We start from the raw sequence: 23,004 nt of genomic DNA, 5'->3' as shown, positions 1-23,004 counted from the left end.
GGGCCGCCCCCGTACGGGAGCGGTCCACTACTCGAGTGTCGCTCAGCGCCCGGTGAGGCGCCTGGCGTTTTTCAGGTGCGCGGTGAGCTGCTTCTGGATGCGTTCGGTCGCCTCGTCCAGCGCCTTGCGCGTACGTCTGCCGCTGCCGTCGCCCGCGTCGAAGGGGTCGCCGAAGACGACGTCGACGCGGGAGCGCAGCGGGGGCAGCGCCTTTATCAACCGTCCGGACCGCTCGGAACTTCCCAGGACGGCCACGGGCACGATCGGCGCACCGCCGCGGACGGCGAAGTAGGCGAGCCCCGCGCGCAGCGAGGCGAAGTCGCCCTCGCCCCGGGTGCCCTCCGGGAAGATACCGAGGACGCCGCCCTGCTGCAGCACGCCCAGGGCCCGGGAGATCGCCGTACGGTCGGTGGTGTCCCGGTCGACCTTGAGCTGGCCGATGCCGGTCAGGAACGGGTCGAGCGGGCCGACGAACGCCTCCTTCTTGATCAGGAAGTGCGTCGGCCGGGGCGCCACGCCCATGACCATCGGGCCGTCGACGTTGTGGGAGTGGTTCACGGCGAAGATCAGCGGGCCTGTGGCGGGCACCCGCCAGGCGCCCAGTACGCGCGGCTTGAACAGCCCGTACATCAGGCCGACGCCGATGCGCCGGCCGACCTCGGCGCTCCGCACCGATGGGACGTCGGTCACTTTCCGGCCCGCTTCTCCTCGACGAGGGTGACGACGCACTCGATGACCTGCTGAAGGGTCAGCTCGGTGGTGTCCACCTCGACCGCGTCGCCGGCCTTGGCCAGCGGGGACGTCTTGCGGCCGGCGTCGGCGGCGTCCCGCTTGATCAGGGCCTCGCGGGTGGTGTTCAGGTCGGCGCCCTTGAGCTCGCCGCTGCGGCGGGCGGCACGGGCCTCCGCGCTGGCGGTGAGGAAGATCTTCAGGTCGGCGTCGGGGAGCACGGTGGTGCCGATGTCCCGTCCCTCGACGACGATGCCGGTGACGGCGGAGCCGGCGATGGACCGCTGCAGCTCGGTGATGCGGGACCGCACCTCGGGCACCGCGGAGACGGCGCTGACCTTGGAGGTGACGTCCTGTCCGCGGATCGGGCCGGCCACGTCGACACCGTCGACCGTGATCGTCGGGTCCCGGGGGTCCGTGCCGGAGACGATCTCGGGCTTCCCGGCGACGGCGGCGATCGCGGACGCGTCGTCTATGTCGATGTTGTTGGTCACCATCCACCAGGTGATCGCCCGGTACTGGGCGCCGGTGTCCAGGTAGCTCAGGCCGAGCTGCGCCGCCACGGCTTTCGACGTGCTCGACTTGCCCGTGCCGGAGGGGCCGTCGATGGCGACAATCACGGGCTGGGCGGCGCCGTTTTCCACGGGGGAACACCTTCCTGGTGCGGTGGAGTGGTGTGTGCGGGACGCGGACACGCCCCGCACCAGATTACCGGCCCCCCGGAACCCCTCCGACATGCGGACGACGCCGCCCCCGCCGGAGGGCGGGCCGTCACTGACGGATCGCCCAGCCCCGCTCCCGCAGCCCGGCGGTGAGGACCGGTGCCGCCCTGGGCTCCACCATGAGCTGGATCAGACCGGCCTGCTGCCCGGTGGCGTGCTCGATACGGACGTCCTCGATGTTGACCCCGGCACGCTCGGCGTCCGCGAAGACGCGGGCCAGCTGGCCGGGCTGGTCGTCGATGAGCACCGTCACCGTCTCGTAGACGCGCGGCGCGGAGCCGTGCTTGCCGGGGACGCGGACCTGGCCGGCGTTGCCCCGGCGCAGCACGGTCTCGATGCCCGTACTGCCCTCGCGGCGCTTGTCCTCGTCGGACGACTGCAGCGCGCGCAGGGCCCGCACGGTCTCCTCCAGGTCGGCGGCGACGTCCGTCAGCAGGTCGGCGACCGGGCCGGGGTTCGCGGAGAGGATGTCGATCCACATCCGGGGGTCGGAGGCGGCGATCCGGGTGACGTCCCGGATGCCCTGCCCGCACAGCCGTACGGCGGCCTCCTCGGCGTGCTCCAGGCGCGCGGCGACCATGCTGGACACCAGGTGGGGCATGTGGGAGACGAGGGCGACAGCCCGGTCGTGGGCGTCGGCGTCCATGACGACCGGTACGGCGCGGCAGTGGGAGACCAGCTCCAGGGCGAGGTTCAGCACCTCGGTGTCGGTGTCCCGGGTCGGGGTGAGTACCCAGGGGCGGCCCTCGAAGAGGTCGGCGGTGGCGGCCAGCGGTCCCGACCGCTCACGGCCGGACATGGGGTGGGTGCCGATGTACGGGGTCAGGTCGATCCCGCGTTCCTGGAGCTCGCGGCGCGGTCCGCCCTTGACGCTGGCCACGTCGATGTAGCCGCGGGCCAGGCCGCGCCGCATCGCGTCGGCGAGCACGTCGGCCACATGGGCGGGCGGGGCGGCGACGATGGCCAGGTCGACGGGCCCGTCGGGGGTCTCGTCCGTGCCGGCGCCGAGAGCGGCTGCGGTGCGCGCCTGCTCGTGGTCGTGGTCGGTGAGGTGGACGACGACACCTCGCCCGGTGAGGGCGAGGGCGGCGGACGTGCCGATGAGTCCGGTGCCGATGACGAGTGCGGTTCTCACTGGGCGATGTCCTTGCGCAGGGCGGCCGCGGCACCGAGGTAGACGTGCGCGATGCCGGTGCGGGGCCGGTCGGACTCGATGTGCGCGAGGACCCGGACGACGCGGGGCATGGCGCCCTCGATGTCCAGTTCCTGGGCGCAGAGGAGGGGGACGTCGACGATGCCGAGCTTGCGGGCGGCGGCCGCCGGGAAGTCGCTGTGCAGATCGGGCGTGGCGGTGAACCAGAGGCTGATCAGGTCGTCGGTGCGCAGTTCGTTGCGTTCCAGGACCGCGGTGAGCAGCGCGCCGACCTGCTCCTCCATGTGACCGGCCTCGTCCCGCTCCAGCTGGACGGCCCCCCGGACCGCGCGTACCGCCACGACGATGCTCCTTGCTGTGCGTACTGGTGGTTCGGTCGTCCAGCCTAGTCAGCGCGGGGCGGGGGCGGCGTCCGGCGCCCGCCCGCTGAGACGGGCGACATGGGTGTTTCATGGTGCCTCGTCATGGGTTGCTTCTTCCTGGGCGGATTCGGTGTCAGGATGCACGCACCGCGACCTTCTGGAGTGACGCCATGACCCCTCGTGCGACGCGCCGCACTGTTCTGCTCACCTCGGGTGCCGCGGCGGCTCTGGCCGCGGGCTGCGGCTCGGGCGGCGGAGACGGCGGGGGCGGCGGGGGCGACACCGCGGCGGGCACCGCCGGACGGGAACTGACCTCGACGGCCGACGTCCCGGTGGGCGGGGGCACGATCCTCAAGGAGGAGAAGGTCGTGGTCACCCAGCCCGAGGAGGGCGAGTTCAAGGCCTTCTCGGCGATCTGCACCCACCAGAACTGCCTCGTGTCCGAGGTCACGGACGGCACCATCGACTGCCCCTGCCACGGCAGCCGGTTCCGGATCACCGACGGCTCGGTGGCCCACGGCCCGGCGACCCGGCCGCTGCCCGAGGAGCGGATCACGGTGGAGGGTAATTCGGTTCGCCGGGCGTGATCCGCCCCGTACGCTCCCGGCATGCGCCCCGAGACCCTGGTCCGCGACCACACGATCTACGCCTGTGTCATGGGCTCGCGCGCCTTCGGTCTGGCCACGGAGGGCAGCGACACCGACCGCCGGGGCGTCTTCCTGGCGCCCACCGCCCTGTTCTGGCGCTTCGAGAAGCCGCCGACGCACATCGAGGGCCCGGCCGAGGAGCAGTTCGGCTGGGAGCTGGAGCGCTTCTGCGAGCTGGCCCTGCGCGCCAACCCCAACATCCTGGAGTGCCTGCACTCCCCGCTGGTGGAGTACGCCGACGCCACCGGCCGTGAACTGCTGTCCCTGCGCGGGGCGTTCCTGTCCCGCCGGGTCCACGAAACCTTCGTCCGGTACGCCCACGGCCAGCGCCGCAAGCTGGACGCCGACGTCCGCGCCCACGGCGCCCCGCGCTGGAAGCACGCCATGCATCTGCTCCGCCTGCTGACGAGCGCCCGCGATGTGCTCCGTACGGGCACGCTCACGGTCGACGTGGGCGAGGACCGCGAGCCGCTGCTGGCGGTGAAGCGGGGCGAGGTCCCGTGGCCCGAGTTCGAGGCCCGGATGACCCGTCTGGGGCGCGAGGCCGAGGAGGCCGCCCACCGCAGCCCGCTCCCCGCGGAACCGGACCGCCGCCGCGTGGAGGACTTCCTCATCCGCACCCGCCGTGCCTCAGCCCTCGAGGCGGGCCCGTACGACGAGGTCGTGCAGGGCGTCGTACACGACGGGGGTGTCGGGCAGCCCTGACGCCGTCTGCGCCTCGTCCAGCACGCCGTGCAGCCGCTCCACGTCGGCCCGCACGCGCGCGTGGTCGACGCCGGCGTCCCCGTGCTCGCGCTCCGCCTTGGCGGCGATCAGCTCCGGCAGCCGGTCCGGGGCCTCGCCGACCTGCGCGGCGAGGGTGGGCAGATGCGGCTGCACCTCTCCCGAGCGCATCAGGTGGATGCCGGTGAGCAGCACCCGGAAGGTGTAGAGCAGTGGTTTGAGTTCACCGGTCTTCTCGAACAGCCGCCACTGGGTCCGTGCGAACCCCCGGTAGTGGTGGGCGTGGTGGCTGGTGAGGGTGCCGGGCGCGAGCGCGGCCAGTTCGCGGTGGGTGTCGGTGGTGTGCACGACCAGCGGGGACAGCAGCTGCTCGAGGACGTAGCCGTTGCGGCGCAGCATCAGGCGGACGAACTTGCGCAGGTCGTGCGTGACGAGGTCCATCTCGACGCCGTCCCGGACCCACATCCTGGACCGGGTCTCGTCCGGCTCGCGCAGTCCGACGAGGGCGGCGGCCGGCAGCAGGTGCGCGCCCCGCAGGTCCACGTCGGAGTCGCGGGACGGGAAACCGTACAGGTGCGCGCCGGAGACGGTGGCGAACAGCACCGGATCGGGCTGTTCGGCGATCACCGGGCGCAGGTCGAGGTCCAGGAGGTCGGTCATCGGTCAAGCGTCCCAGAGCGTTCCCAGCGTCGTCAGTTCGTCCCGGTACTCGATGCGGTCCGCCCAGTCGGCCGGCCAGGCGTCCGCGCCGAGGTGGGCGCCCGCGAAGGCGCCGGCGAGGCAGGCGATGGAGTCGGAGTCGCCGGCGGTGCAGGCGGCGCGGCGCAGCGCGGTGAGGGGTTCGTCGACGAAGAGGAGGAAGCAGAGCAGGCCGGTCGCCAGGGCCTCCTCGGCGATCCAGCCCTCGCCGGTGGCCTGGCAGGGGTCGGTCTCGGGCGAGACGGTGCGTACGGCGTCCTGGAGCCGTTCCAGGATGCTCAGGCACTCGTCCCAGCCGCGCGCGATGAAGTGCTCGGGCGTGGGGTCCTGGGCGTGGGTCCACAGGTCGCCGAGCCAGAACTCGTGGTAGCGGGTGCGGTTGTCGTAGGCGTAGGAGCGCAGCAGTCCGATCAGACCGGTCGGTTCGGCACCCTCCGCCAGCAGCCGTACGGCGTGCGCGGTGAGGTCGGAGGCGGCGAGCGCGGTGGGGTGCCCGTGGGTGAGGGCGCACTGCAACTGGGCGGCGCCGGCGCGCTGTTCTTCGGTGAGGCCGGGGGCCAGTCCTATGGGGGCGACGCGCATGTTGGCACCGCAGCCCTTGGAGCCGATCTGACTGGCGTCCTGCCAGCGCCGGTCCTCACGGGACAGCAGGTGGCAGGCCTTGAGGCAGGTGTTGCCCGGCGCGCGGTTGTTCTCGGGCGAGCGCCACCACTCCACGAACTCCTCGCGCACCGGCCGCTCCAGCCGCTTCGGGGTGAGCGGCCCCCGGTCCATGGCCGTGCGCAGTCCTCTGCCGAGCGCGAGGGTCATCTGGGTGTCGTCGGTGACGATCGCGGGCCTGGGGAGGTCCATGCCCCGCCAGGGGCCGAACTTGGCGAGGATCGACGGCACGTCGTTGAACTCGGTCGGGAACCCCAGCGCGTCCCCCAGGGCGAGTCCGGTGAGCGCTCCCGTGGCGGCGCGTTTGGTGACGGTGGTCGTGGTCATGCGGGGCGTCCTTCCGGAGTGGGCCGGAGCAGGGGCGGGTGGAGGGCGGTGGCGGTGCCCGCGCGGTAGAGCGAGGCGGGTTTGCCCCGGCCGCCGGTGAGGCGCGCGGCGCCGGGTACGGCTTCGACGAAGCCGGGGGTGGCGAGCACCTTGCGCCGGAAGTTGGGGCGGTCCAGGGCGGTGCCCCACACGGTCTCGTAGACCTGACGCAGCTCCCCGAGGGTGAACTCGGGCGGGCAGAAGGCGGTGGCGAGGCAGCTGTACTCGAGCTTGGCGCCGACGCGGTCCCGCGCGTCGGCCAGGATCCGGCCGTGGTCGAAGGCGAGCTCCCGCGCGCAGTCGTACGGCGTCCAGCGGGCCTGTGCCGCGTCGCTGCCGCCGTGTGCCTCGGGGGCGTCGGGGAGCAGGGCGGCGAAGGCGACGGAGACGACCCGCATGCGGGGGTCGCGGTCGGGTTCGCTGTAGGTCCGCAGCTGCTCCAGATGCAGCCCGGACACGTCCGTCAGCCCGGTCTCCTCGCCCAGTTCGCGCCGCGCGGCACTCTCCGCGGACTCGTCCGGCCGGACGAAGCCGCCGGGCAGTGCCCACCGTCCGGCGTAGGGCTCCTGGCCGCGCTCGACGAGCAGCACGTGCAGGGCGCCCGCCCGGAGGGTGAACACGGCGAGGTCGACGGTGACGGCGAAGGGCTCGAAGGCGTACCGGTCGTAGCCGTCCATCACTCGCACCCCCTTTAATAGTCGCTGTGACTATTAAAGGGGGTGCGGTGCGGGCGCACAAGCCCTTCTAGAGGTCGACCTCCTGCATCAGCATCCCGACCTCGGTGTTCGACAGCCGGCGCAGCCAGCCCGACTTCTGGTCGCCCAGGGTGATCGGCCCGAAGGCGGTGCGCACCAGCCTCTCGACCGGGAACCCGGCCTCGGCGAGCATGCGGCGCACGATGTGCTTGCGGCCCTCGTGCAGGGTCACCTCGACGAGGTAGTTCTTGCCGGTCTGCTCCACGACCCGGAAGTGGTCCGCGCGCGCGTAACCGTCCTCCAGCTGGATGCCGTCCTTCAGCCGCTTGCCCAGATCGCGGGGGATCGGGCCCACGATGGCCGCCAGGTACGTCTTCTTCACGCCGTACCGGGGGTGGGTCAGCCGGTGCGCCAGCTCGCCGTGGTTGGTGAGCAGGATGACGCCCTCGGTCTCGGTGTCGAGCCGGCCGACGTGGAAGAGGCGGGTCTCGCGGTTGGTGACGTAGTCACCGAGGCACTGGCGGCCCTCCGGGTCCTCCATGGTGGAGACGACACCGGCGGGCTTGTTCAGCGAGAAGAACTGGTACGACTGCGTGGCGACGGTCAGGCCGTCGACCTTGACCTCGTCCTTCTCCGGGTCGACCCGCTTGCCCTGCTCGAGGACGATCTCGCCGTTGACCTCGACCCGCGCCTGCTCGATCAGCTCCTCGCAGGCGCGCCGGGAGCCGTAGCCCGCGCGGGCCAGCACCTTCTGCAGCCGCTCGCCCTCCTGCTCGGCGCCCGGGAAGGTCTTGGGCAGCTTGACGTCCTTCTTGCCCGCGTACCGCTCGCGGTTGCGCTCCTCGGCCCGCGTCTCGTACTCGCGGGACGTGGCCGGGACCGAGCGCCCCCGCTGCAGGGGCTTCTTCGGCCCGCCCTTGACGCCGCCGCGGGCCGTGGGCCCGCGGCCCGACTTGGGACCCTCCTGGGAGGCGCCGGGGCCCACGTCGTAGCGCCGCTCCTCCGGGCGCGGCTTCTTCGGACGACCGCCCTGCCTGTCGTCGCGGTTGTCGCCGGCACCGCGGTGACTGCCGCGACCACCGCCGCTCCCGCCGCGGCCGCCGCTGTTGCCACCACGGCTCCCGCCGTTGTTTCCGCTGCTGTTCCTGCCGCTGCTGCTTCGCATCAAAGTTCCGTCTTGTCGTCTGCGTCCTCGGAATCCGGGGCGTCCGGATCGAACGACGGGACCCCTTCCAGTGTCTCGGCCTCGATCGCCTCCGCCTCCGGGAGGAAGGGCGCGAGCTCCGGGAGCTCGTCCAGACCGCGCAGGCCCATCCGCTCCAGGAAGTAGTTCGTCGTCGTGTACAGGATCGCACCTGTTTCGGGTTCCGTGCCCGCCTCCTCGATCAGACCGCGCTGCAGGAGGGTGCGCATCACACCGTCGCAGTTGACTCCGCGCACCGCGGAGACCCTGCCGCGGCTGACCGGCTGCCGGTACGCGACGACCGCGAGGGTCTCCAGGGCGGCCTGGGTGAGCCGGGCCTGCTGGCCGTCCAGGACGAAGCCCTCGACGGCGGCGGCGTACTCGGGGCGGGTGTAGAAGCGCCAGCCGCCCGCGACGAGGCGCAGCTCGAAGCCGCGGCCCTGGACGGTGTACTCGTCGGCGAGCGCCCGCAGCGCGTCCGCGACCTGGCGCCTCGGGCGTTCCAGGATCTTGGCCAGGTGCTCCTCGGTCGCGGGCTCGTCCACGACCATCAGGACCGCCTCCAGGGCGGGCCTGAGGTCCAGGTCCGCGACGCCGCGGGACCCGGCGGGAGTTCCGGTCGTCTCCTCGCTCACGGTTTCCTCTCCTCCTCGGGCTGCTCGGGCGGCCGGTCGAACTCGTCGGTGACCGCGGGCGTGGTGTCTCCCTCCCCGCCGGTCCAGCGCACGGTGAGGTCGCCGAGCGCGGTCTCCTGGTCCAGGGCGACGGCCTTCTCGCGGTACAGCTCCAGCAGGGCGAGGAACCGGGCCACGACGGTCAGTGTGTCGTCCGTGTCCTCGACGAGGTCCCGGAAGCTCGCCTCGCCGAGTTCCCTGAGGCGTGCGACCACGATCCCGGCCTGTTCCCGCACACTGACGAGCGGCGCGTGGATGTGGTCGACGTACACCTGCGGCCTGGGCCTGGGCTGCATGGCCTTGACGGCGAGCCTGGCGAAGCCCTCGGCGCCGATGCTGATGACGACCTCGGGCAGCAGCTCGGCGTGGTGCGGTTCGAGTCCGACGGTACGGGGGTAGCGGCGGCCCTCGTCCTCGAGGCGCCGGCTGAGGATGCCGGCGATCTGTTTGTACGCGCGATACTGCAGCAGCCGTGCGAAGAGCAGGTCGCGGGCCTCCAGGAGGGCGAGGTCGGCCTCGTCCTCCACCTCGGCGGCGGGCAGCAGCCTGGCCGCCTTGAGGTCGAGCAGGGTGGCGGCCACGACCAGGAACTCGGTCGTCTCGTCCAGGTCCCAGTCCGGCCCCAGGGCCCGGATGTACGCCATGAACTCATCGGTCACCCGCGACAGCGCGACCTCGGTGACGTCCAGCTTGTGCTTCGAGATCAGCTGCAACAGCAGATCGAACGGCCCCTCGAAGTTGGCCAGCCGGACCTTGAACCGCCCGTCACCGTCCTCGGCCCCCTCCGCCCCGTCCGGCGCGACCGCCTCGGCCGCCTCGACCGGCGAGGAGACCCGCGCGGGAGGTTCGGTGGCCGGTGTGTCCTCGGGCGGGGCGTGCCGGGACGCGTCCGGCTCGGCGGCACCGCTCTCGGGCGGCGCCCCCGGTGCGGGGCCCACATCCCCCTCGGGCGTGCCGGGCGGCGGCGCTCCCGCGCCCCGGCCCAGCGTGCGGCGGCGGGGCGGCCGGGCGCCGGGAGCGGGTGCGTCGTTCGGGGTCATGGCCTCCGCAGGCTACCGCTACCGGCCCCTCAGCCGTCGTACGAGGATGCTGGCGTCGCCCCTGCTCTCCAGGTCGGCGAGGACCACCGCGACGGCCTCGCGGACGATCCGGCCGCGGTCCACCGCCAGCCCGTGCTCGCCGCGCAGCACCAGGCGCGCGTGCTCGAGGTCCATCAGTTCCTCGGCGGACACGTACACGGTGATCTTCTCGTCGTGCCGCTCCCGGCCGCTCGGCCGGCGCGACGCCGCCCGTCCCCGCTTCCCGCGCTGGGCCGCCGCACCGTCCTGCGCCGCCGGCGGACGCCGCCCCGGGCCCGCGGCGTCGCGGCTGCGGGACTCGCCGGCCCCGTCCGGCTCCGCGTCCGCCGCGACGTGCTCCGCGCCCCCGCCGTCGCCGCCCTGTGCGGGCACCGACTGCGGCGCGTCCTCGGCGGCGGCCGCCGCGTCGCCCTCCCCCGCGGGTGCGGGGACACGGGCGTCGCCGTTGGCCTGGCGCCGGGGGGTCGACGCCTGCAGCGCCATCCCCCCTGTCGTACGGAAGAGTTCGTCGGCCCCCGGCAGACTCACTCGGCGTGACACCGGGCGAGCACCTCCCTGGCGAGCTGGCGGTAGGCGGCGGCACCGACGGAGTTGGACGCGTACGTGGTGATCGGCTCACCGGCGACCGTGGTCTCCGGGAAGCGGACCGTACGCCCGATGACCGTGTGGTAGACGTGGTCGTCGAACGCCTCGACGACACGCGCCAGCACCTCACGGCTGTGCACCGTGCGCGAGTCGTACATCGTGGCGAGGATCCCGTCGAGCTCCAGGTCGGGGTTGAGCCGCTCCTGGACCTTCTCGATCGTCTCGGTCAGCAGCGCCACACCGCGCAGCGCGAAGAACTCGCACTCCAGCGGCACGATCACCTTGTGCGCGGCGGTCAGCGCGTTGACCGTGAGCAGGCCGAGCGAGGGCTGGCAGTCGATCACGATGTAGTCGTAGTCGTCCATCAGCGGCTTCAGCGCCCGCTGCAGCGTGGACTCGCGCGCGACCTCGCTCACCAGCTGCACCTCGGCCGCCGACAGGTCGATGTTGCTGGGCAGCAGGTCCATGTTGGGGACCGCGGTCTTCAGCAGCACCTCGTCGGCCGCCATGCCCCGCTCCATGAGCAGGTTGTAGACGGTGAGGTCGAGTTCCATCGGGTTGACGCCGAGACCGACCGACAGCGCGCCCTGCGGGTCGAAGTCGACGAGCAGCACCCGGCGTCCGTACTCCGCGAGCGCGGCACCCAGGTTGATGGTCGACGTGGTCTTGCCGACGCCGCCCTTCTGGTTGCACATCGCGATGATCTTCGCGGGGCCGTGATCGGTCAGCGGACCCGGGATCGGGAAGTACGGCAGCGGGCGCCCGGTCGGACCGACGCGCTCACGCCGCTGGCGCGCCGCGTCGGGCGCGAGCGTGGCCGCGTACTCGGGATCGGGCTCGTACTCGGCGTCGGGGTCGTAGAAATGCCCCTCGGGCAGTTCGTCGTAGTCGGCGAGATGGTTGTGGGGCGCGCCACTTCCGTCGCCGGCCATGGCGTTCACGTGATGGCCATCCATGCTCTGGTGTGCTGGGTGAGTCACCCCTGCTGTCTGGTGACCCCGGTGGGCTGCGAAGGTGCGCACCGCGACGGAGCCGACAGCAGCGAATCCCGCGGACCCCTGGCCCGGTGCGGGCATTCCTGGTTGACCACCCCCGGGAGTAAATGTCGACTCATTCACAAGTCGTCTTACCTCCTTGGTGACCAGGAAACTTCTAGACAGGTCAGCGTGGCACCATGCCGACGATTGGCGACTCTATGGCGTGTCGACCGTCCGCAGCAACACAATCCGCCGGACCCGGCCCGATGTGTCGGCAATGAAACATCCCTCTGTCAAGGGCGTACGGCCGTCGCACGGCAGGCTCCACGGGTGCGCGAATCGGTGGAAGGGTTACGTTCTAGGCGAGTTGTCCGGGAATCAGGAAGTGACCATACACACATCCGGCCGGCCCTTGTGGCAAGGTCCGGCCGGATGTGTGGCGTTGACGACCCGTGTTGACGTATCGCCTTTGACGACGGTCGACTTGGTCGACTTAACGTCCTGGCGGCTCAGCCGAGCAGTGCGGACAGCTCGACGTGCTCCATTCCGTGTGCCTCGGCGACCTGCCGGTAAACCACCTTGCCCTCGTGCGTGTTGAGGCCCTTGGCGAGCGCGGGGTCGCGGCGCAGCGCCTCCGCCCAGCCGCGGTCGGCGAGTTCCACGATGTACGGCAGCGTGGCGTTGGTCAGCGCGTAGGTGGAGGTGTTGGGCACCGCGCCGGGCATGTTGGCGACGCAGTAGAAGACCGACTCGTGGACCTTGAAGGTCGGCTCGGCGTGCGTGGTCGGGTGGGAGTCCTCGAAGCAGCCCCCCTGGTCGATCGCGATGTCGACAAGGACACTTCCGGCCTTCATCCGAGAGACCAGCTCGTTGCTGACCAGCTTCGGGGCCTTGGCGCCGGGGACGAGGACCGCGCCGATCACGAGGTCGGCCTCCAGGCAGGCCTTCTCCAGCTCGAAGGTGTTGGAGACGACGGTCTGGATCTTCGTGCCGAAGATCCGGTCCGCCTCGCGGAGCTTGTTGACGTCCTTGTCGAGCAGCGTCACGTGGAAGCCCATGCCGATGGCGATCTGCGCGGCGTTCCAGCCGGAGACACCGCCGCCGATGACGACGGCCTTGCCGGCCAGCACACCGGGGACACCGCCCGGCAGCACACCGCGGCCGCCGTTGGCGCGCAGCAGGTGGTAGGCGCCGACCTGGGTGGACAGCCGGCCCGCGACCTCGGACATCGGCGCGAGCAGCGGCAGCGCGCGGCTGGGCAGCTCGACGGTCTCGTAGGCGATCGCGGTGGTGCCGGACTCCAGGAGGGCGTCGGTGCACTCCTTGGACGCGGCCAGGTGCAGGTAGGTGAAGAGGGTCTGGTCCTTGCGCAGGCGGTGGTACTCCTCCGCGACGGGCTCCTTGACCTTCAGCAGCAGATCGGCGGCGGCCCAGACCTCGTCGGCGGTGTCCAGGATCTGTCCGCCGGCGGCGATGTACTCGCCGTCCGGGATCGAGGAGCCGACGCCGGCGCCGCGCTCGATGACGACCTGGTGGCCGTGGCGCACCAGCTCGTGCACGCCGGCGGGGGTGATGGCCACCCGGAACTCGTTGTTCTTGACTTCGCGGGGGATGCCGACCTTCACGACGATCACGGTCCTTGGCTCAGAGGGTATGGGGATATCACTGCACATACCCGGGCACGCACGGGCACACCGGGAGAGACCGCAGGAGATGGTGCGGCAGAGCCAGTCTAATGAAGGTGTTCTTTCTGTCTAGCCTTCCATTGCATCAATCTTCAGCGGGTGTGCTGCGGATTTCGCAGGTGTTAGCACCAGGTTCCGGTGCGGATTCCTCGTCCTGATCCTCCTCGGCCAGCATCCGCCCGGCCGTATCGCGGTGCAGCGCGGCCGACGCGGGGTCGCCACCGCGCTCGAAGGAGTCGGCCAGCCGCAGGTGCAGCGCGGCCTGCAGCCGGGTGTCCTCGGCCCGGCGCGCCCATTCCACGGCCTCCCGGCAGGTGCGCAGCGACTCGTCGGGGCGGCCGGCGTACTCCTGCACCCGGGCCAGTTCGCTGAGCGCCCGCGCCTGTGCGGCGACGTCCCCGTATCTGCGGTGTCCGGCGACGGCCGCACGCCAGTCGCGCAGCGCCTCGCCGTAGCGGCCCGCGTAGGTGTGTGCGGCACCGATACGGCCGTAGAGCCGGGCGGCCTCCTCGCGCTCGCCCCGGGCCAGCCGCTCGGCCAGGGCGCGGCCGAACCAGTCGGCGGCCCGGTCGTAGTCCCCGAGCTCGAGGTGGGCGCCGCCCACGGATTCCATCGCACGGCCGGTGGCGTACGGGTCGTTCGCCTCGCGTCCGGCGTCCAGCGCGGCCCGGTAGCGGGCCAGGGCGTCGCCGGTGCGGCCGGTACGGGCGTCGAGGTCGCCGAGGTTCAGCAGGGCCGCCGCCCGTTCGCGGGGCAGGTTCCGGCGCTCGGCGACGTCGAGGACCAGGCCGTGGACGTCGTACAGGTCGCTCGCGGCGGCCTGGGTGCCGAAGTGCGCGACCATGGCCCGCACCAGCTGGGACATCAGGCGCCGGGCGAGGGTGTCCAGCTCCCCGTCGGCGACGGCGAGCCGCGCGGAGGCCAGCAGGGCGGGCCGGCGCAGGCGCAGCCAGTCGGCGGCGGCGCGGGGGCTGGGGAACCGCAGGGAGCGCGGCATCTCGAGGAGTTTCTCGCGTGCCTTGGCACTGTCGGTCTCGGTGATGGCCCGGCACGACTGGAGCAGCCGTACGGTCCGCTCGAGCATCCGGGCGCGGGCCAGCTGCAGCTCGGCGGGCCGCTCGTGCTCCTCGGCGAGGGCGGCGAGCAGGGGATGCAGGCAGCGGGGCACCTCGTACTGCGACGGCGCCGAGCCGGCCGGGTGCAGCAGCCCGTGGGCGACGAAGCGGTCCAGGGTGGCGCGGGCGGACTCCACCGAGCAGCCGGCGAGGGCGGCGGCGGTGTGCGGGTCGACCAGGCCGGCCGGGGCGAGGCTGAGGAGCCGCAGGGTGCGGGCGGCGGACGCGGGCAGCGAGGCGTGTACGAGCCTCAGGACCCTGCTGACGACGGTGCCCCGGCCGGGGTCCGTGTGGAGCTGCCGGGCGAGGTCCGCGACGGCGGCCTGGGGCCGGGCGGCGAGCCAGCCCCCGGCGAGCACCAGGGCGGCGGGCTGGCCCTGGCACTGCTCGGCGAGCCGCTCGGCGGCCCGGGGGTCGACGGTGACGCGCACCGATCCGGTGAACCGGGACAGCACCTCCACCGCGGACTTGGTGTCGAGTCCGCCGAGGGTGCAGGGGCGGACGTCCGCGATGCCGGTCAGCGGCCCGGAGGAGACGGCGACGGCCAGGCAGTCCGGGTTGTCCGGCAGCAGCGCGTCGACCTGCTCGGCGTCGGCCGCGTCGTCCAGCAGGAGCAGGACCCGGCGGCCGTTCAGGGCGGTGCGCAGCGCCTCGCCGAGTTCGTCCTCGGCGGCGCCGGCCGGGGCGGGCGTCTCCAGCGCGTCGAGCAGCTCGCGCGCGGCGCGCCCGACGGGCACGCGTGTGCCGTCGGGTTCGCTCAGCCGTACGCGCAGCACCCCGTCGGGGTAGTCGCCGGCGACCTGGTGCACGAGTGCGACGGCGAGGGAGGTCCGGCCGGAGCCGGGCCCGCCGGCGATGAGGAGCACCCGCGCGCGGGGCGCCTTGCGGCCGGAGAGGGTGTCCAGTCCCGCGCGCTCGATGTCGGCGCGCAACTCCTTCAACTCCCTCTTACGGCCCAGGAATCGACCCTCGTCGGGGGCGTCCCGAAGGAGCCCTACACCGCCCGGGTCCACCGCCTGATCCGTCACGGGCCTCACTCCCGTCCCACCGCGCGCACAGAGCCCGCCGGGACTCCGGACCGGGCGTTTTCCCGAGCCTAGTTCACGCTCTGCGACGTTCCGTGAGGAGCGCGGCACCGGGACGGGACTCCCCCCGATCGGATCAACCGATCGTAGGACCGTCAGCCCGCCCCCTCAGCCCTGCGGCGTTCGAGGAGCGGGGGGTCCGGGGGACGATGGGGGCACCCCCACCGGCCTCACGCTTCGAACGGCCGCGCCGGCCACGGCGAAAGCGCCGGACGCAGCGCGTCCAAGCCGTCACCCGACCGCGCGGCGACCAGCGAAAGCACACCCACCACCAGGCAGTTGTTGTGCAGCTCACCGGCCAGCACACCGCGCGCCAGCTCCTCGACGGAGACCCGGCCCAGCTCCATGTCGGCCTCCTCGTCCTCCACCTCGAAGCGGTCGCCCTCGGCCTCGGACAGCCCCCGGGCCAGGAAGATCCGTACGGCCTCGTCGCAGCCGCCGGGCGTGGTGTACACGTCGGTCAGCACCCGCCAGTCCTCCGCCTTGACGTGCGCCTCCTCGTACAGCTCACGCTGGGCGGCGTGCAGCGGGTTCTCGCCGGGGACGTCGAGCAGGCCGGCCGGGATCTCCCACAGCTTCTGGCGCACGGGGTGGCGGTACTGACGCAGCACCAGCACCCGGTCGGCGTCGTCGAGCGCGAGGACGGCCACGGACCCGGGGTGCACCTGGTAGTCGCGGCGGACCACGGTCCCGCCCGGCATCACCACGTCGTCGGTGCGCACGGAGGTCTTGTTGCCGGTGAACGGGGTCTCGGTCCCGCGGATCTCCCACTCCTCCGGGGTGTCCTTGATCGTCATGGCTGTCCTTCCCGGCGTACCGCCAAGGTGCGCGTGCCGTGCGTGAACGTGTGCGAAAAAATGGCCGGGGTGCGCACCTTTTGAAGGTTCGCACCCCGGCAACCGTACAACCGGGTGTGTTACTTCGAGATCTTCCGCTCGACCGATGCCTTCACCAGGCCGGCGAAGAGCGGGTGCGGACGGGTCGGGCGCGAGCGCAGCTCCGGGTGCGCCTGGGTCGCGACCAGGTACGGGTGGACCTCGCGCGGGTACTCGACGTACTCGACGAGCTTGCCGTCCGGGGATGTGCCGGAGAAGACGATGCCCGCCTTCTTCTCCAGCTCCGCGCGGTAGGCGTTGTTCACCTCGTAGCGGTGCCGGTGCCGCTCCTCCACGTACTCCTTGCCGTCGTACACCTCGCGCACGATGGAGCCCTCGGCCAGCTTGGCCGGGTACATGCCGAGCCGCATGGTGCCGCCCATGTCGCCCTCACCGGCGACGATGTCCAGCTGCTCGGCCATGGTGGAGATCACCGGGTGCGCGGTACCCGGGTCGAACTCGGTGGAGTTCGCGTCCGAGATGTCGGCGAGGCTGCGCGCGGCCTCGATCACGATGCACTGCAGACCCAGGCACAGGCCGAGGAGCGGGATGCGGTTCTCGCGGGCGTACTTGATCGCGCCGACCTTGCCGAGCACCCCGCGGTCGCCGAAGCCGCCCGGGATGCAGATCCCGTCGACGTCGCCGAGCTGCGCCTGGGCGTCGGCCGGGGTCTTGCAGTCGTCGGAGGTGACCCACTTGATCTTCACTCGGGCCTTGTTGGCGAAGCCGCCCGCGCGCAGCGCCTCGGTGACCGAGAGATAGGCGTCGGGCAGGTCGATGTACTTGCCGACCAGGGCGAGGGTGATCTCGTGGTCGGGGTTGTGGACGCGGTCGAGCAGGTCGTCCCAGGTCGTCCAGTCCACGTCCCGGAACGGCAGGTCCAGCTTGCGGACCACATAGGCGTCCAGGCCCTCGCCGTGCACGGTCTTCGGGATGTCGTAGATCGAGCGGGCGTCGGGACAGGCGACGACGGCGGCCTCGTCGACGTCGCACATCAGCGAGATCTTCCGCTTGATCGCGGTGGGGACCTCGCGGTCGCAGCGCAGCACGATCGCGTCCGGCTGGATGCCGATGTTGCGCAGGGCGGCGACGGAGTGCTGGGTGGGCTTGGTCTTCAGCTCGCCCGACGGGCCGATGTACGGCAGGAGCGAGATGTGCACCACGAACACGTTGTCCCGGCCGACCTCGTGCCGGACCTGGCGGACGGTCTCGAGGAACGGCAGCGACTCGATGTCGCCGACCGTGCCGCCGACCTCCGTGATCACCACGTCGACCTCATCGGTCGCCATACGGCGGATGCGGTGCTTGATCTCGTTGGTGATGTGCGGGATGACCTGGACGGTGTCGCCCAGGTACTCGCCGCGCCGCTCCTTGGCGATCACCGTCGAGTACACCTGACCCGTGGTGACGTTGGCGGAGCCGTCGAGGTCGCGGTCGAGGAAGCGCTCGTAGTGACCGATGTCCAGGTCGGTCTCGGCGCCGTCGTTGGTGACGAACACCTCACCGTGCTGGAAGGGGTTCATCGTCCCCGGGTCGACGTTGAGGTAGGGGTCGAGCTTCTGCATCACGACACGCAGACCCCGGGCCTTGAGCAGCATGCCCAGGCTGGAGGCGGTGAGCCCCTTGCCGAGCGAGGAGGCGACACCCCCGGTGACGAAGATGTGCTTGGTCGTCGTAGATTTCGGCGGCATGGCCAAGAGGGGGCTCCCGTGGTCGCGGCTTGTGGGTGCGGTTCCGGGGTTTTCTCGCCCACCGGTCCACGGGCTACCAGCGTAACAGCGCCGCGGCGCTGTGGCGTCCGGCCACGCTCCGCGCACGCGCCGCCACGGGCGAGCACCGGGCACGGAACCGTCACCCCCTGGTCACCCGTTCGGCGCAACCGGGATATCGGGAGCGGCACACAGATCAACTTCGTGCGTCGTATCCTGCTCGGACGCTTGCTGCCGAGCCCGGCCGGCCGAACGGCACCACCCCAGCCCGTGACTTCCGGAACAACGTGAGCTCGTCAGTTCGTTGAGCATAGATTGGCGTTTTGTATTCAAGGCTGAGCCAGTGCTTTGCATGCAAGGCTGAGCGACTGCTTTGCTTCACAGCTCAACGACATTTCAAAACCCCTTGACCGCACTAGCGACAACCCCCTTGAGGGGTGACGTGGCCGTTCGACTGGAGTTGCACGTGGCCGGGCGCATCGAAGACTACGCACTCATCGGAGACATGCAGACCGCCGCGCTGGTCTGCCGGGACGGCACCGTGGACTGGTTGTGCCTGCCCCGTTTCGACTCCCATGCCATCTTCGCCGGCCTGCTGGGCACCGAGGAGCACGGCTTCTGGCGGCTGGGTCCCGCGCACGCGCAGGACACCGAGCCGCCCGCGGCGACCCGGCGCGCCTACCGCGGCGACTCGCTGGTCCTGGAGTCGGAGTGGGACACCCCGCGCGGCACGGTCCGGGTGACGGACTTCATGCCCCCGCGCGACGGCGCCCCGCAGCTGATCCGCATCGTGGAGGGCGTCTCCGGCCGGGTGCCGATGCGCTCGGCGCTGCGCATGCGCTTCTCCTACGGCCGTATCGTCCCGTGGGTGCACCGCCACGAGGGACGCACGGTCGCCGTGGCGGGCCCGGACTCCGTGTGGTTCGACACCCCCGTGCAGACCTACGGCGAGGACCTGACGACCTACGCGGACTTCACCGTCGCGCCGGGCGACCGGATCGCGTTCACCATCTCCTGGGAGCCCTCGCACAAGCAGCCGCCCGCGCTGCCGGAGCCCGAGCAGTCGCTGGAGGCGACCGAGGACTTCTGGCGCGAGTGGGTGGAGCACTGTACGTACCACGGCCCCTACCGCGAGGCCGTGATCCGCTCGCTGATCACGCTGAAGGCGCTGACGTACGCCCCGACCGGCGGCATCGTCGCCGCGCCCACCACCTCCCTGCCCGAGGACATCGGCGGCGTCCGCAACTGGGACTACCGCTACACCTGGCTGCGGGACGCGGCCATCACCCTGTCCTCGCTGCTGCGCACCGGCTACCGCGAGGAGGCCCGCGCCTGGCGCGAGTGGCTGCTGCGCGCGGTGGCGGGCGACCCCGAGAACCTGCAGATCATGTACGGCATCGCCGGTGAGCGCGAGCTCGGCGAGGCCGAGCTGGACTGGCTGCCGGGCTACGAGAACTCGGCCCCGGTCCGGGTGGGCAACGGCGCGGCGCACCAGCTCCAGCTGGATGTGTACGGCGAGGTCACCGAGGCCCTGCACCTGGCCCATATGACGGGCCTGGCCCGGAACGACTACGCCTCGCTGCTCCAGCTGAAGCTGATCCAGTACCTGGAGCAGCACTGGCAGGAGCCGGACGAGGGCATCTGGGAGGTGCGCGGCCCGCGCCGGCACTTCGTGCACTCCAAGGTGATGGCGTGGGTGGCCGTCGACCGCACCATCAAGCTGATCGAGTCCGGCGACGCCGACGGCCCGGTGGAGCGGTGGAAGCAGCTGCGCGACGACATCCACCGGGACGTGTGCGAGAAGGGCTACGACAAGGAGCGCAACACGTTCACCCAGTCCTACGGCTCGAAGGAACTGGACGCCTCCCTGCTGCTGATCCCGCAGATGGGCTTCCTGCCGCCGGACGACAAGCGGGTGATCGGCACCATCGAGGCGATCCAGCGCGAGCTGTCCACGTCGGACGGGTTCATCCTGCGGTACCCGACGGAGGGGCGGCACGAGGGCGTCGACGGTCTGCCGGGCGACGAGGGCGCGTTCCTGGCCTGCTCGTTCTGGATGGCGGACGACCTCGCGATGATCGGCCGGGTGGACGAGGCGCGCAGGCTCTTCGAGAAGCTGCTCTCCCTGCGCAACGACCTCGGTCTGCTGGCGGAGGAGTGGGACCCGCGTTTGCAGCGCCAGGTGGGCAACTTCCCCCAGGCCTTCAGCCACGTCCCGCTCATCGACACGGCCCTGCGCCTGACGGCAAGCGGCGCCTACGGAGGATGACCCCGCAGCGGCGCTGACGCCCCGGCCGCGGGCAGTCGTGCCGCTGGGGCGGCACGGGTGGGCGCGGCGGCACCGGCGAACGCCGGGGAGTGAACCCGCCCCCGGCCCGCCCAGGTACCGTCCGCTGTATGAACACCGGCGCACCCCCGCCCACGGGCATCACCGTGCAGCGCGCCCTGGAGCTCCCGGGCCTGCGCAGCGGCCTCCCCGAGGTCCTCGCCGGCGCCGACCGGCTGGACCGCACGGTGCGCTGGGTGCACGCCGGCGAGGTGCCCAACATCGCCTCGCTGCTCAAGGGCGGCGAGCTCCTGCTCACCACCGGGTACGGCCTCGGTACCCGCCCGGCCGACCAGCGCGCGTTCGTACGCACGCTGGCCGAGCGCGGCATCGCCGCCCTGGTGGTGGAGCTGGGCACACGGTTCACCCGGCTGCCGGCCGCCCTCGTCGACGCGGCCCGCACGGCCGGCCTGCCGCTGGTCCAGCTGCACCGCGAGGTGCCGTTCGTGACGGTCACCGAGGAGATCCACACCGAGATCGTCAACGGGCACTACGCGCTGCTGCAGCGCGCGGAGGAGGTGCACCGCCGGTGCACCGAGGCGCTGCTCGGCGGCGGCGGGGTCCCCAGGGTGCTGGAGATCCTCGCCGCTTTCACCGGCAACCCGGTGTTCCTGGAGACGACCGACGGCCGGCTGCTGTACGCGGCCGGTGAGGGCCCCGAGGGCGCGGACCCGCTCCAGGTGTGGGAGGGGCTGCGCGACCGGCACCAGGACGATCCGCCGGCCGGTTCGGCGCTGGTGGACGTGCCCGGCGGCGGCCCGGGCAGCGGTGGCGTACGGGCGCGGCTGGTGCTGCTGCCGGTGCTCAATCCCCCGGAGCCGGTGCACCGTATGGCGGCCGAGCGCGCGGCGGGACTGCTCGCGGTGGTGCTGATGCAGGCACGTCAGGAGGAGGAGCTGGCGGCGCGGGGGCGCGGGGACTTCCTCACGGACCTCGCCGAGGGCCGGGTCGGCGCCGCCGACGCGCCCGCGCAGGCGCGTGTGCTGGGCTTCCGACCGGGGTCGGGGCCGCTGCTGCCGGTGGTGATGCGGCTCGGTGACGCGCTGTCCCCGCAGGGCGGCGGCTGGGCGGTGCTGGCCCGCGCGGTGGGCGACGAGCTGGCCGCGCTGGGGGTGCCCGTCCTGCTGGGCGTGCGTCCGGTGGAGGGCCGGGTGCCGCTGCTGCTCGGCCTCCGCGCGGAGGCCGAGCGGGCGGCGGTCGCGGACCGGGTGGCGGCGGCGCTGCGGGCGGGCGTGGAACGCGCGGGCGTGCCGCGTCCAGGGGGCCGGGCGCCCGTCGTGGTGGTCGGTCCCGCCGGTGACTGGGCGGCGGCGTCCACCGGGCTGCGGCACGCGGCGGAGACGGCGACGGCGGCACAGGGGCTGCCGGACCTCCCCTGGTACGACGCCCGCCGGCTGGACATCGACCTGCTGCTGTGGCGGCTGCGCGACCACCCGGACCTGGCGGCCTTCGTGGACCGCGCGATCGGCCCGGTGCTGGACCACGACGGCCGTTCCAGGCCTCCGCTGCTGCCCACCCTGGAGGCCTATCTGGCGCACGCGGGACGCAAGGCGGAGACGGCCCGCGAACTGCATCTGAACCGGCAGACGCTGTACAACAGGCTCGCCCGCATCGGCGAGCTGCTCGCCTCCGACCTCGACGACCCGCACACCGTGCTGGCGTTGAGCCTGGCGCTGCGCGCCCGACGGCATGTGCCGTGACCGCGCCGGCCGGTGTCAGATCATCGGCCGGGGCCGGGTCAGCTCGTCGTAGACGCTGAGCACTTGGGTGACCGTCTCGTCCTCGGTGGGCCAGGTGGCCGCCTGCCGCGCGCCCCTCTCCTTGAGGGACTCCCGCCGGCCGGGATCCTCCAGCAGCCGTACGACGGCGTCGGCGAGCGCCCGCGCGTTGCCGTACGGGACGAGTTCGGCGGCGTCGCCGACGAGTTCGGGGATGCCGCCCGCGGCGGTCGCGACGAGCGGCACGCGTGCGTGGAGGGCCTGCTGGGCGAGCGCTGAGCGCGCCTCCCAGCTGCCGGGCAGCAGCGCGAGGTCGGCGGCGGCCAGCAGATCGCCGATGTCCTCGCGCGGTCCGACGAGCCGGACCGGCAGCTCCTCGAGGTCGATCCTGCGCCGGAGTTCGTCGCGCAGCGGCCCCTCCCCGGCGAGCACCACCAGCGGCAGCGGGTCGAGGCGCTGCCACGCGTGGGCGGCGTCCAGCAGGACGTCGTAACCGCGGTGGCGTTCGAGGGAGCCGACGGCGATGAGCAACGGGCGTCCGATGGCCCCGAGTTCGGCCCGGATCTTGGGCCGCAGCAGATCGGGGTCGTCCGTCACCGGGGCGGTGCGGGGGCCGGGGAGGGAGACGGCGGCGAGCCGCGCGTCCCGCGCTCCGGTGCGGCGCGCCCGGTCGACGAGGGCGGAGGTCGTGCCGAGCACCACGGTGGCCGCCTTGGCGACCCGCCGCTCCAGCACGCGCAGGAAGTGGCCGCGCGGGCCGTCGGCGTGTGCCCGGTCGTGCCAGGTGACCACGAGGGGCGTACGCCGTCCGCTCAGGGCCAGCGCCGTACGGAAGGAGGCGTGCAGTCCGTGCGCGTGGACCAGGTCCGCGCCGCTGCAGGCGGCCCGCAGCGCGGCCACCGAGCCCGGGTCGCTGCTGCGCGGCACCGGCACGTGGTCGGCGCCGGCACCGCTGAAGTCGTAGGTGTGATCGGCCTCGGCGGGGGCGCACACCGTGACCCGCACGCCCCTCGCGACGAGCCCCGCGGCCAGCGAGCGCACATGGGCGCTGCTGGCGGCGTTGCCACCGCCCAGCACCTGCACGGTGCGCAGCGGTGAGTGGCTGCTCACGGGGGTCACGCGGCCGGGCTCCTGGTTGGGTTCGTGCGGTCACGAAGAACGTACCGGAGGATCTGGCCCGTTCCTTCCTGTACTCCGTCAAGGATGCCAGGCCGTACGGCCGTTCCGGGAACGCCGA

Annotated in this window: 21 protein-coding genes; 4 read left to right on the top strand and 17 right to left on the bottom strand. The window is 72.4% G+C overall.

The window, feature by feature from the left end; all coding sequences use genetic code 11:
• Positions 1-42 precede the first annotated feature (42 nt).
• From IF28_RS0131295 to aroH, 4 genes are all read right to left on the bottom strand, one after another.
• Complete coding sequence (locus IF28_RS0131295; protein ID WP_030227395.1) at positions 43-690, bottom strand: lysophospholipid acyltransferase family protein; 648 nt, start codon at positions 688-690, stop codon at positions 43-45.
• Positions 687-1,373: a (d)CMP kinase gene (gene cmk / locus IF28_RS0131290; RefSeq protein ID WP_030227393.1), complete on the bottom strand. Its 687-nt coding sequence runs from the start codon at positions 1,371-1,373 to the stop codon at positions 687-689. The genes IF28_RS0131295 and cmk overlap by 4 nt, the downstream gene beginning before the upstream one ends.
• A 127-nt stretch (positions 1,374-1,500) precedes the next feature.
• Entirely contained in the window at positions 1,501-2,586 is a 1,086-nt protein-coding gene (locus IF28_RS0131285; protein WP_030227391.1) for a prephenate dehydrogenase, read from the bottom strand.
• Entirely contained in the window at positions 2,583-2,945 is a 363-nt protein-coding gene (gene aroH, locus IF28_RS0131280) for a chorismate mutase (RefSeq protein WP_030227388.1), read from the bottom strand. Before aroH ends, IF28_RS0131285 begins: the two co-directional genes overlap by 4 nt.
• 191 nt (positions 2,946-3,136) lie before the next feature.
• Here aroH and IF28_RS0131275 point away from each other — a divergent pair, with 191 nt between their 5' ends.
• Both IF28_RS0131275 and IF28_RS0131270 read left to right on the top strand, forming a co-directional pair.
• The gene (locus IF28_RS0131275) at positions 3,137-3,553 is read left to right on the top strand and encodes a Rieske (2Fe-2S) protein (RefSeq protein ID WP_030227385.1); all 417 of its coding nucleotides are present in this window, start codon (positions 3,137-3,139) and stop codon (positions 3,551-3,553) included.
• A gap of 21 nt (positions 3,554-3,574) precedes the next feature.
• On the top strand, positions 3,575-4,318 hold the full coding sequence (locus IF28_RS0131270) for a DNA polymerase beta superfamily protein (RefSeq protein WP_030227383.1): 744 nt from the start codon (positions 3,575-3,577) through the stop codon (positions 4,316-4,318).
• Here the strand turns inward: IF28_RS0131270 and IF28_RS0131265 are convergent.
• The 12 genes from IF28_RS0131265 to IF28_RS0131210 form a co-directional block, all read right to left on the bottom strand.
• On the bottom strand, positions 4,244-4,996 hold the full coding sequence (locus IF28_RS0131265; protein WP_030227381.1) for a DNA polymerase beta superfamily protein: 753 nt from the start codon (positions 4,994-4,996) through the stop codon (positions 4,244-4,246). The two genes, IF28_RS0131270 and IF28_RS0131265, sit on opposite strands and share 75 nt — an antisense overlap.
• Before the next feature lie 3 nt (positions 4,997-4,999).
• Positions 5,000-6,022 (bottom strand): ADP-ribosylglycohydrolase family protein, encoded by a 1,023-nt coding sequence (locus IF28_RS0131260; RefSeq protein ID WP_030227378.1) that lies wholly within the window; start codon positions 6,020-6,022, stop codon positions 5,000-5,002.
• A complete protein-coding gene (locus IF28_RS0131255) occupies positions 6,019-6,738 on the bottom strand; it encodes an NUDIX hydrolase (protein WP_030227375.1) in 720 nt (239 codons plus the stop codon). The genes IF28_RS0131260 and IF28_RS0131255 overlap by 4 nt, the downstream gene beginning before the upstream one ends.
• Before the next feature lie 67 nt (positions 6,739-6,805).
• Positions 6,806-7,921 (bottom strand): pseudouridine synthase, encoded by a 1,116-nt coding sequence (locus IF28_RS0131250; protein ID WP_030227371.1) that lies wholly within the window; start codon positions 7,919-7,921, stop codon positions 6,806-6,808.
• Positions 7,921-8,574 carry an SMC-Scp complex subunit ScpB gene (gene scpB, locus IF28_RS0131245; protein ID WP_030227368.1) on the bottom strand — a complete coding sequence of 218 codons (654 nt, stop codon included), beginning with the start codon at positions 8,572-8,574 and terminating at the stop codon, positions 7,921-7,923. Before scpB ends, IF28_RS0131250 begins: the two co-directional genes overlap by 1 nt.
• Positions 8,571-9,653 carry a segregation and condensation protein A gene (locus IF28_RS0131240; RefSeq protein ID WP_030227365.1) on the bottom strand — a complete coding sequence of 361 codons (1,083 nt, stop codon included), beginning with the start codon at positions 9,651-9,653 and terminating at the stop codon, positions 8,571-8,573. Before IF28_RS0131240 ends, scpB begins: the two co-directional genes overlap by 4 nt.
• 18 nt (positions 9,654-9,671) lie before the next feature.
• Entirely contained in the window at positions 9,672-10,232 is a 561-nt protein-coding gene (locus tag IF28_RS0131235; RefSeq protein ID WP_078621562.1) for a hypothetical protein, read from the bottom strand.
• A complete protein-coding gene (locus IF28_RS0131230; protein ID WP_078621560.1) occupies positions 10,217-11,353 on the bottom strand; it encodes a ParA family protein in 1,137 nt (378 codons plus the stop codon). Before IF28_RS0131230 ends, IF28_RS0131235 begins: the two co-directional genes overlap by 16 nt.
• A gap of 410 nt (positions 11,354-11,763) precedes the next feature.
• Positions 11,764-12,879: an alanine dehydrogenase gene (gene ald, locus IF28_RS0131225; protein ID WP_199809064.1), complete on the bottom strand. Its 1,116-nt coding sequence runs from the start codon at positions 12,877-12,879 to the stop codon at positions 11,764-11,766.
• Between the two features lie 145 nt (positions 12,880-13,024).
• Complete coding sequence (locus IF28_RS0131220) at positions 13,025-15,082, bottom strand: tetratricopeptide repeat protein (protein WP_030227354.1); 2,058 nt, start codon at positions 15,080-15,082, stop codon at positions 13,025-13,027.
• A gap of 227 nt (positions 15,083-15,309) precedes the next feature.
• Positions 15,310-15,936 carry an NUDIX domain-containing protein gene (locus IF28_RS0131215; protein ID WP_030227353.1) on the bottom strand — a complete coding sequence of 209 codons (627 nt, stop codon included), beginning with the start codon at positions 15,934-15,936 and terminating at the stop codon, positions 15,310-15,312.
• A 119-nt stretch (positions 15,937-16,055) separates the two neighbouring features.
• On the bottom strand, positions 16,056-17,705 hold the full coding sequence (locus IF28_RS0131210; protein WP_030227350.1) for a CTP synthase: 1,650 nt from the start codon (positions 17,703-17,705) through the stop codon (positions 16,056-16,058).
• Positions 17,706-18,189: 484 nt separating this feature from the next.
• On the opposite strand from IF28_RS0131210, the gene IF28_RS0131205 reads away from it, so the two are divergent.
• Together IF28_RS0131205 and IF28_RS0131200 are read left to right on the top strand one after the other, a co-directional pair.
• The gene (locus IF28_RS0131205) at positions 18,190-19,992 is read left to right on the top strand and encodes a glycoside hydrolase family 15 protein (RefSeq protein WP_030227347.1); all 1,803 of its coding nucleotides are present in this window, start codon (positions 18,190-18,192) and stop codon (positions 19,990-19,992) included.
• Positions 19,993-20,120: 128 nt separating this feature from the next.
• Positions 20,121-21,749 (top strand): PucR family transcriptional regulator, encoded by a 1,629-nt coding sequence (locus IF28_RS0131200; RefSeq protein ID WP_030227345.1) that lies wholly within the window; start codon positions 20,121-20,123, stop codon positions 21,747-21,749.
• Positions 21,750-21,764: 15 nt separating this feature from the next.
• Here the strand turns inward: IF28_RS0131200 and IF28_RS0131195 are convergent, their stop codons facing one another.
• Positions 21,765-22,886, bottom strand: a complete 1,122-nt coding sequence (locus IF28_RS0131195; protein ID WP_030227343.1) for a glycosyltransferase family 4 protein — start codon at positions 22,884-22,886, stop codon at positions 21,765-21,767.
• Positions 22,887-23,004 lie beyond the last annotated feature (118 nt).

It is taken from the genome of Streptomyces sp. NRRL WC-3626 (genome assembly GCF_000718785.1).
Lineage (GTDB): Bacteria > Actinomycetota > Actinomycetes > Streptomycetales > Streptomycetaceae > Streptomyces > Streptomyces edwardsiae.
This window is presented reverse-complemented; position numbering and strand designations above follow the sequence as displayed.

Excerpts from the sequence above, each read along its gene's own strand:
- IF28_RS0131250 (WP_030227371.1), bottom strand. The coding sequence starts at position 7,921 with ATGCGAAGCAGCAGCGGCAGGAACAGCAGCGGAAACAACGGCGGGAGC.
- IF28_RS0131215 (WP_030227353.1), bottom strand. The coding sequence starts at position 15,936 with ATGACGATCAAGGACACCCCGGAGGAGTGGGAGATCCGCGGGACCGAG.
- IF28_RS0131255 (WP_030227375.1), bottom strand. The coding sequence starts at position 6,738 with ATGGACGGCTACGACCGGTACGCCTTCGAGCCCTTCGCCGTCACCGTC.
- IF28_RS0131265 (WP_030227381.1), bottom strand. The coding sequence starts at position 4,996 with ATGACCGACCTCCTGGACCTCGACCTGCGCCCGGTGATCGCCGAACAG.
- IF28_RS0131210 (WP_030227350.1), bottom strand. The coding sequence starts at position 17,705 with ATGCCGCCGAAATCTACGACGACCAAGCACATCTTCGTCACCGGGGGT.
- IF28_RS0131260 (WP_030227378.1), bottom strand. The coding sequence starts at position 6,022 with ATGACCACGACCACCGTCACCAAACGCGCCGCCACGGGAGCGCTCACC.
- IF28_RS0131230 (WP_078621560.1), bottom strand. The coding sequence starts at position 11,353 with ATGCCCGCACCGGGCCAGGGGTCCGCGGGATTCGCTGCTGTCGGCTCC.
- IF28_RS0131275 (WP_030227385.1), top strand. The coding sequence starts at position 3,137 with ATGACCCCTCGTGCGACGCGCCGCACTGTTCTGCTCACCTCGGGTGCC.
- IF28_RS0131240 (WP_030227365.1), bottom strand. The coding sequence starts at position 9,653 with ATGACCCCGAACGACGCACCCGCTCCCGGCGCCCGGCCGCCCCGCCGC.
- IF28_RS0131270 (WP_030227383.1), top strand. The coding sequence starts at position 3,575 with ATGCGCCCCGAGACCCTGGTCCGCGACCACACGATCTACGCCTGTGTC.
- IF28_RS0131200 (WP_030227345.1), top strand. The coding sequence starts at position 20,121 with ATGAACACCGGCGCACCCCCGCCCACGGGCATCACCGTGCAGCGCGCC.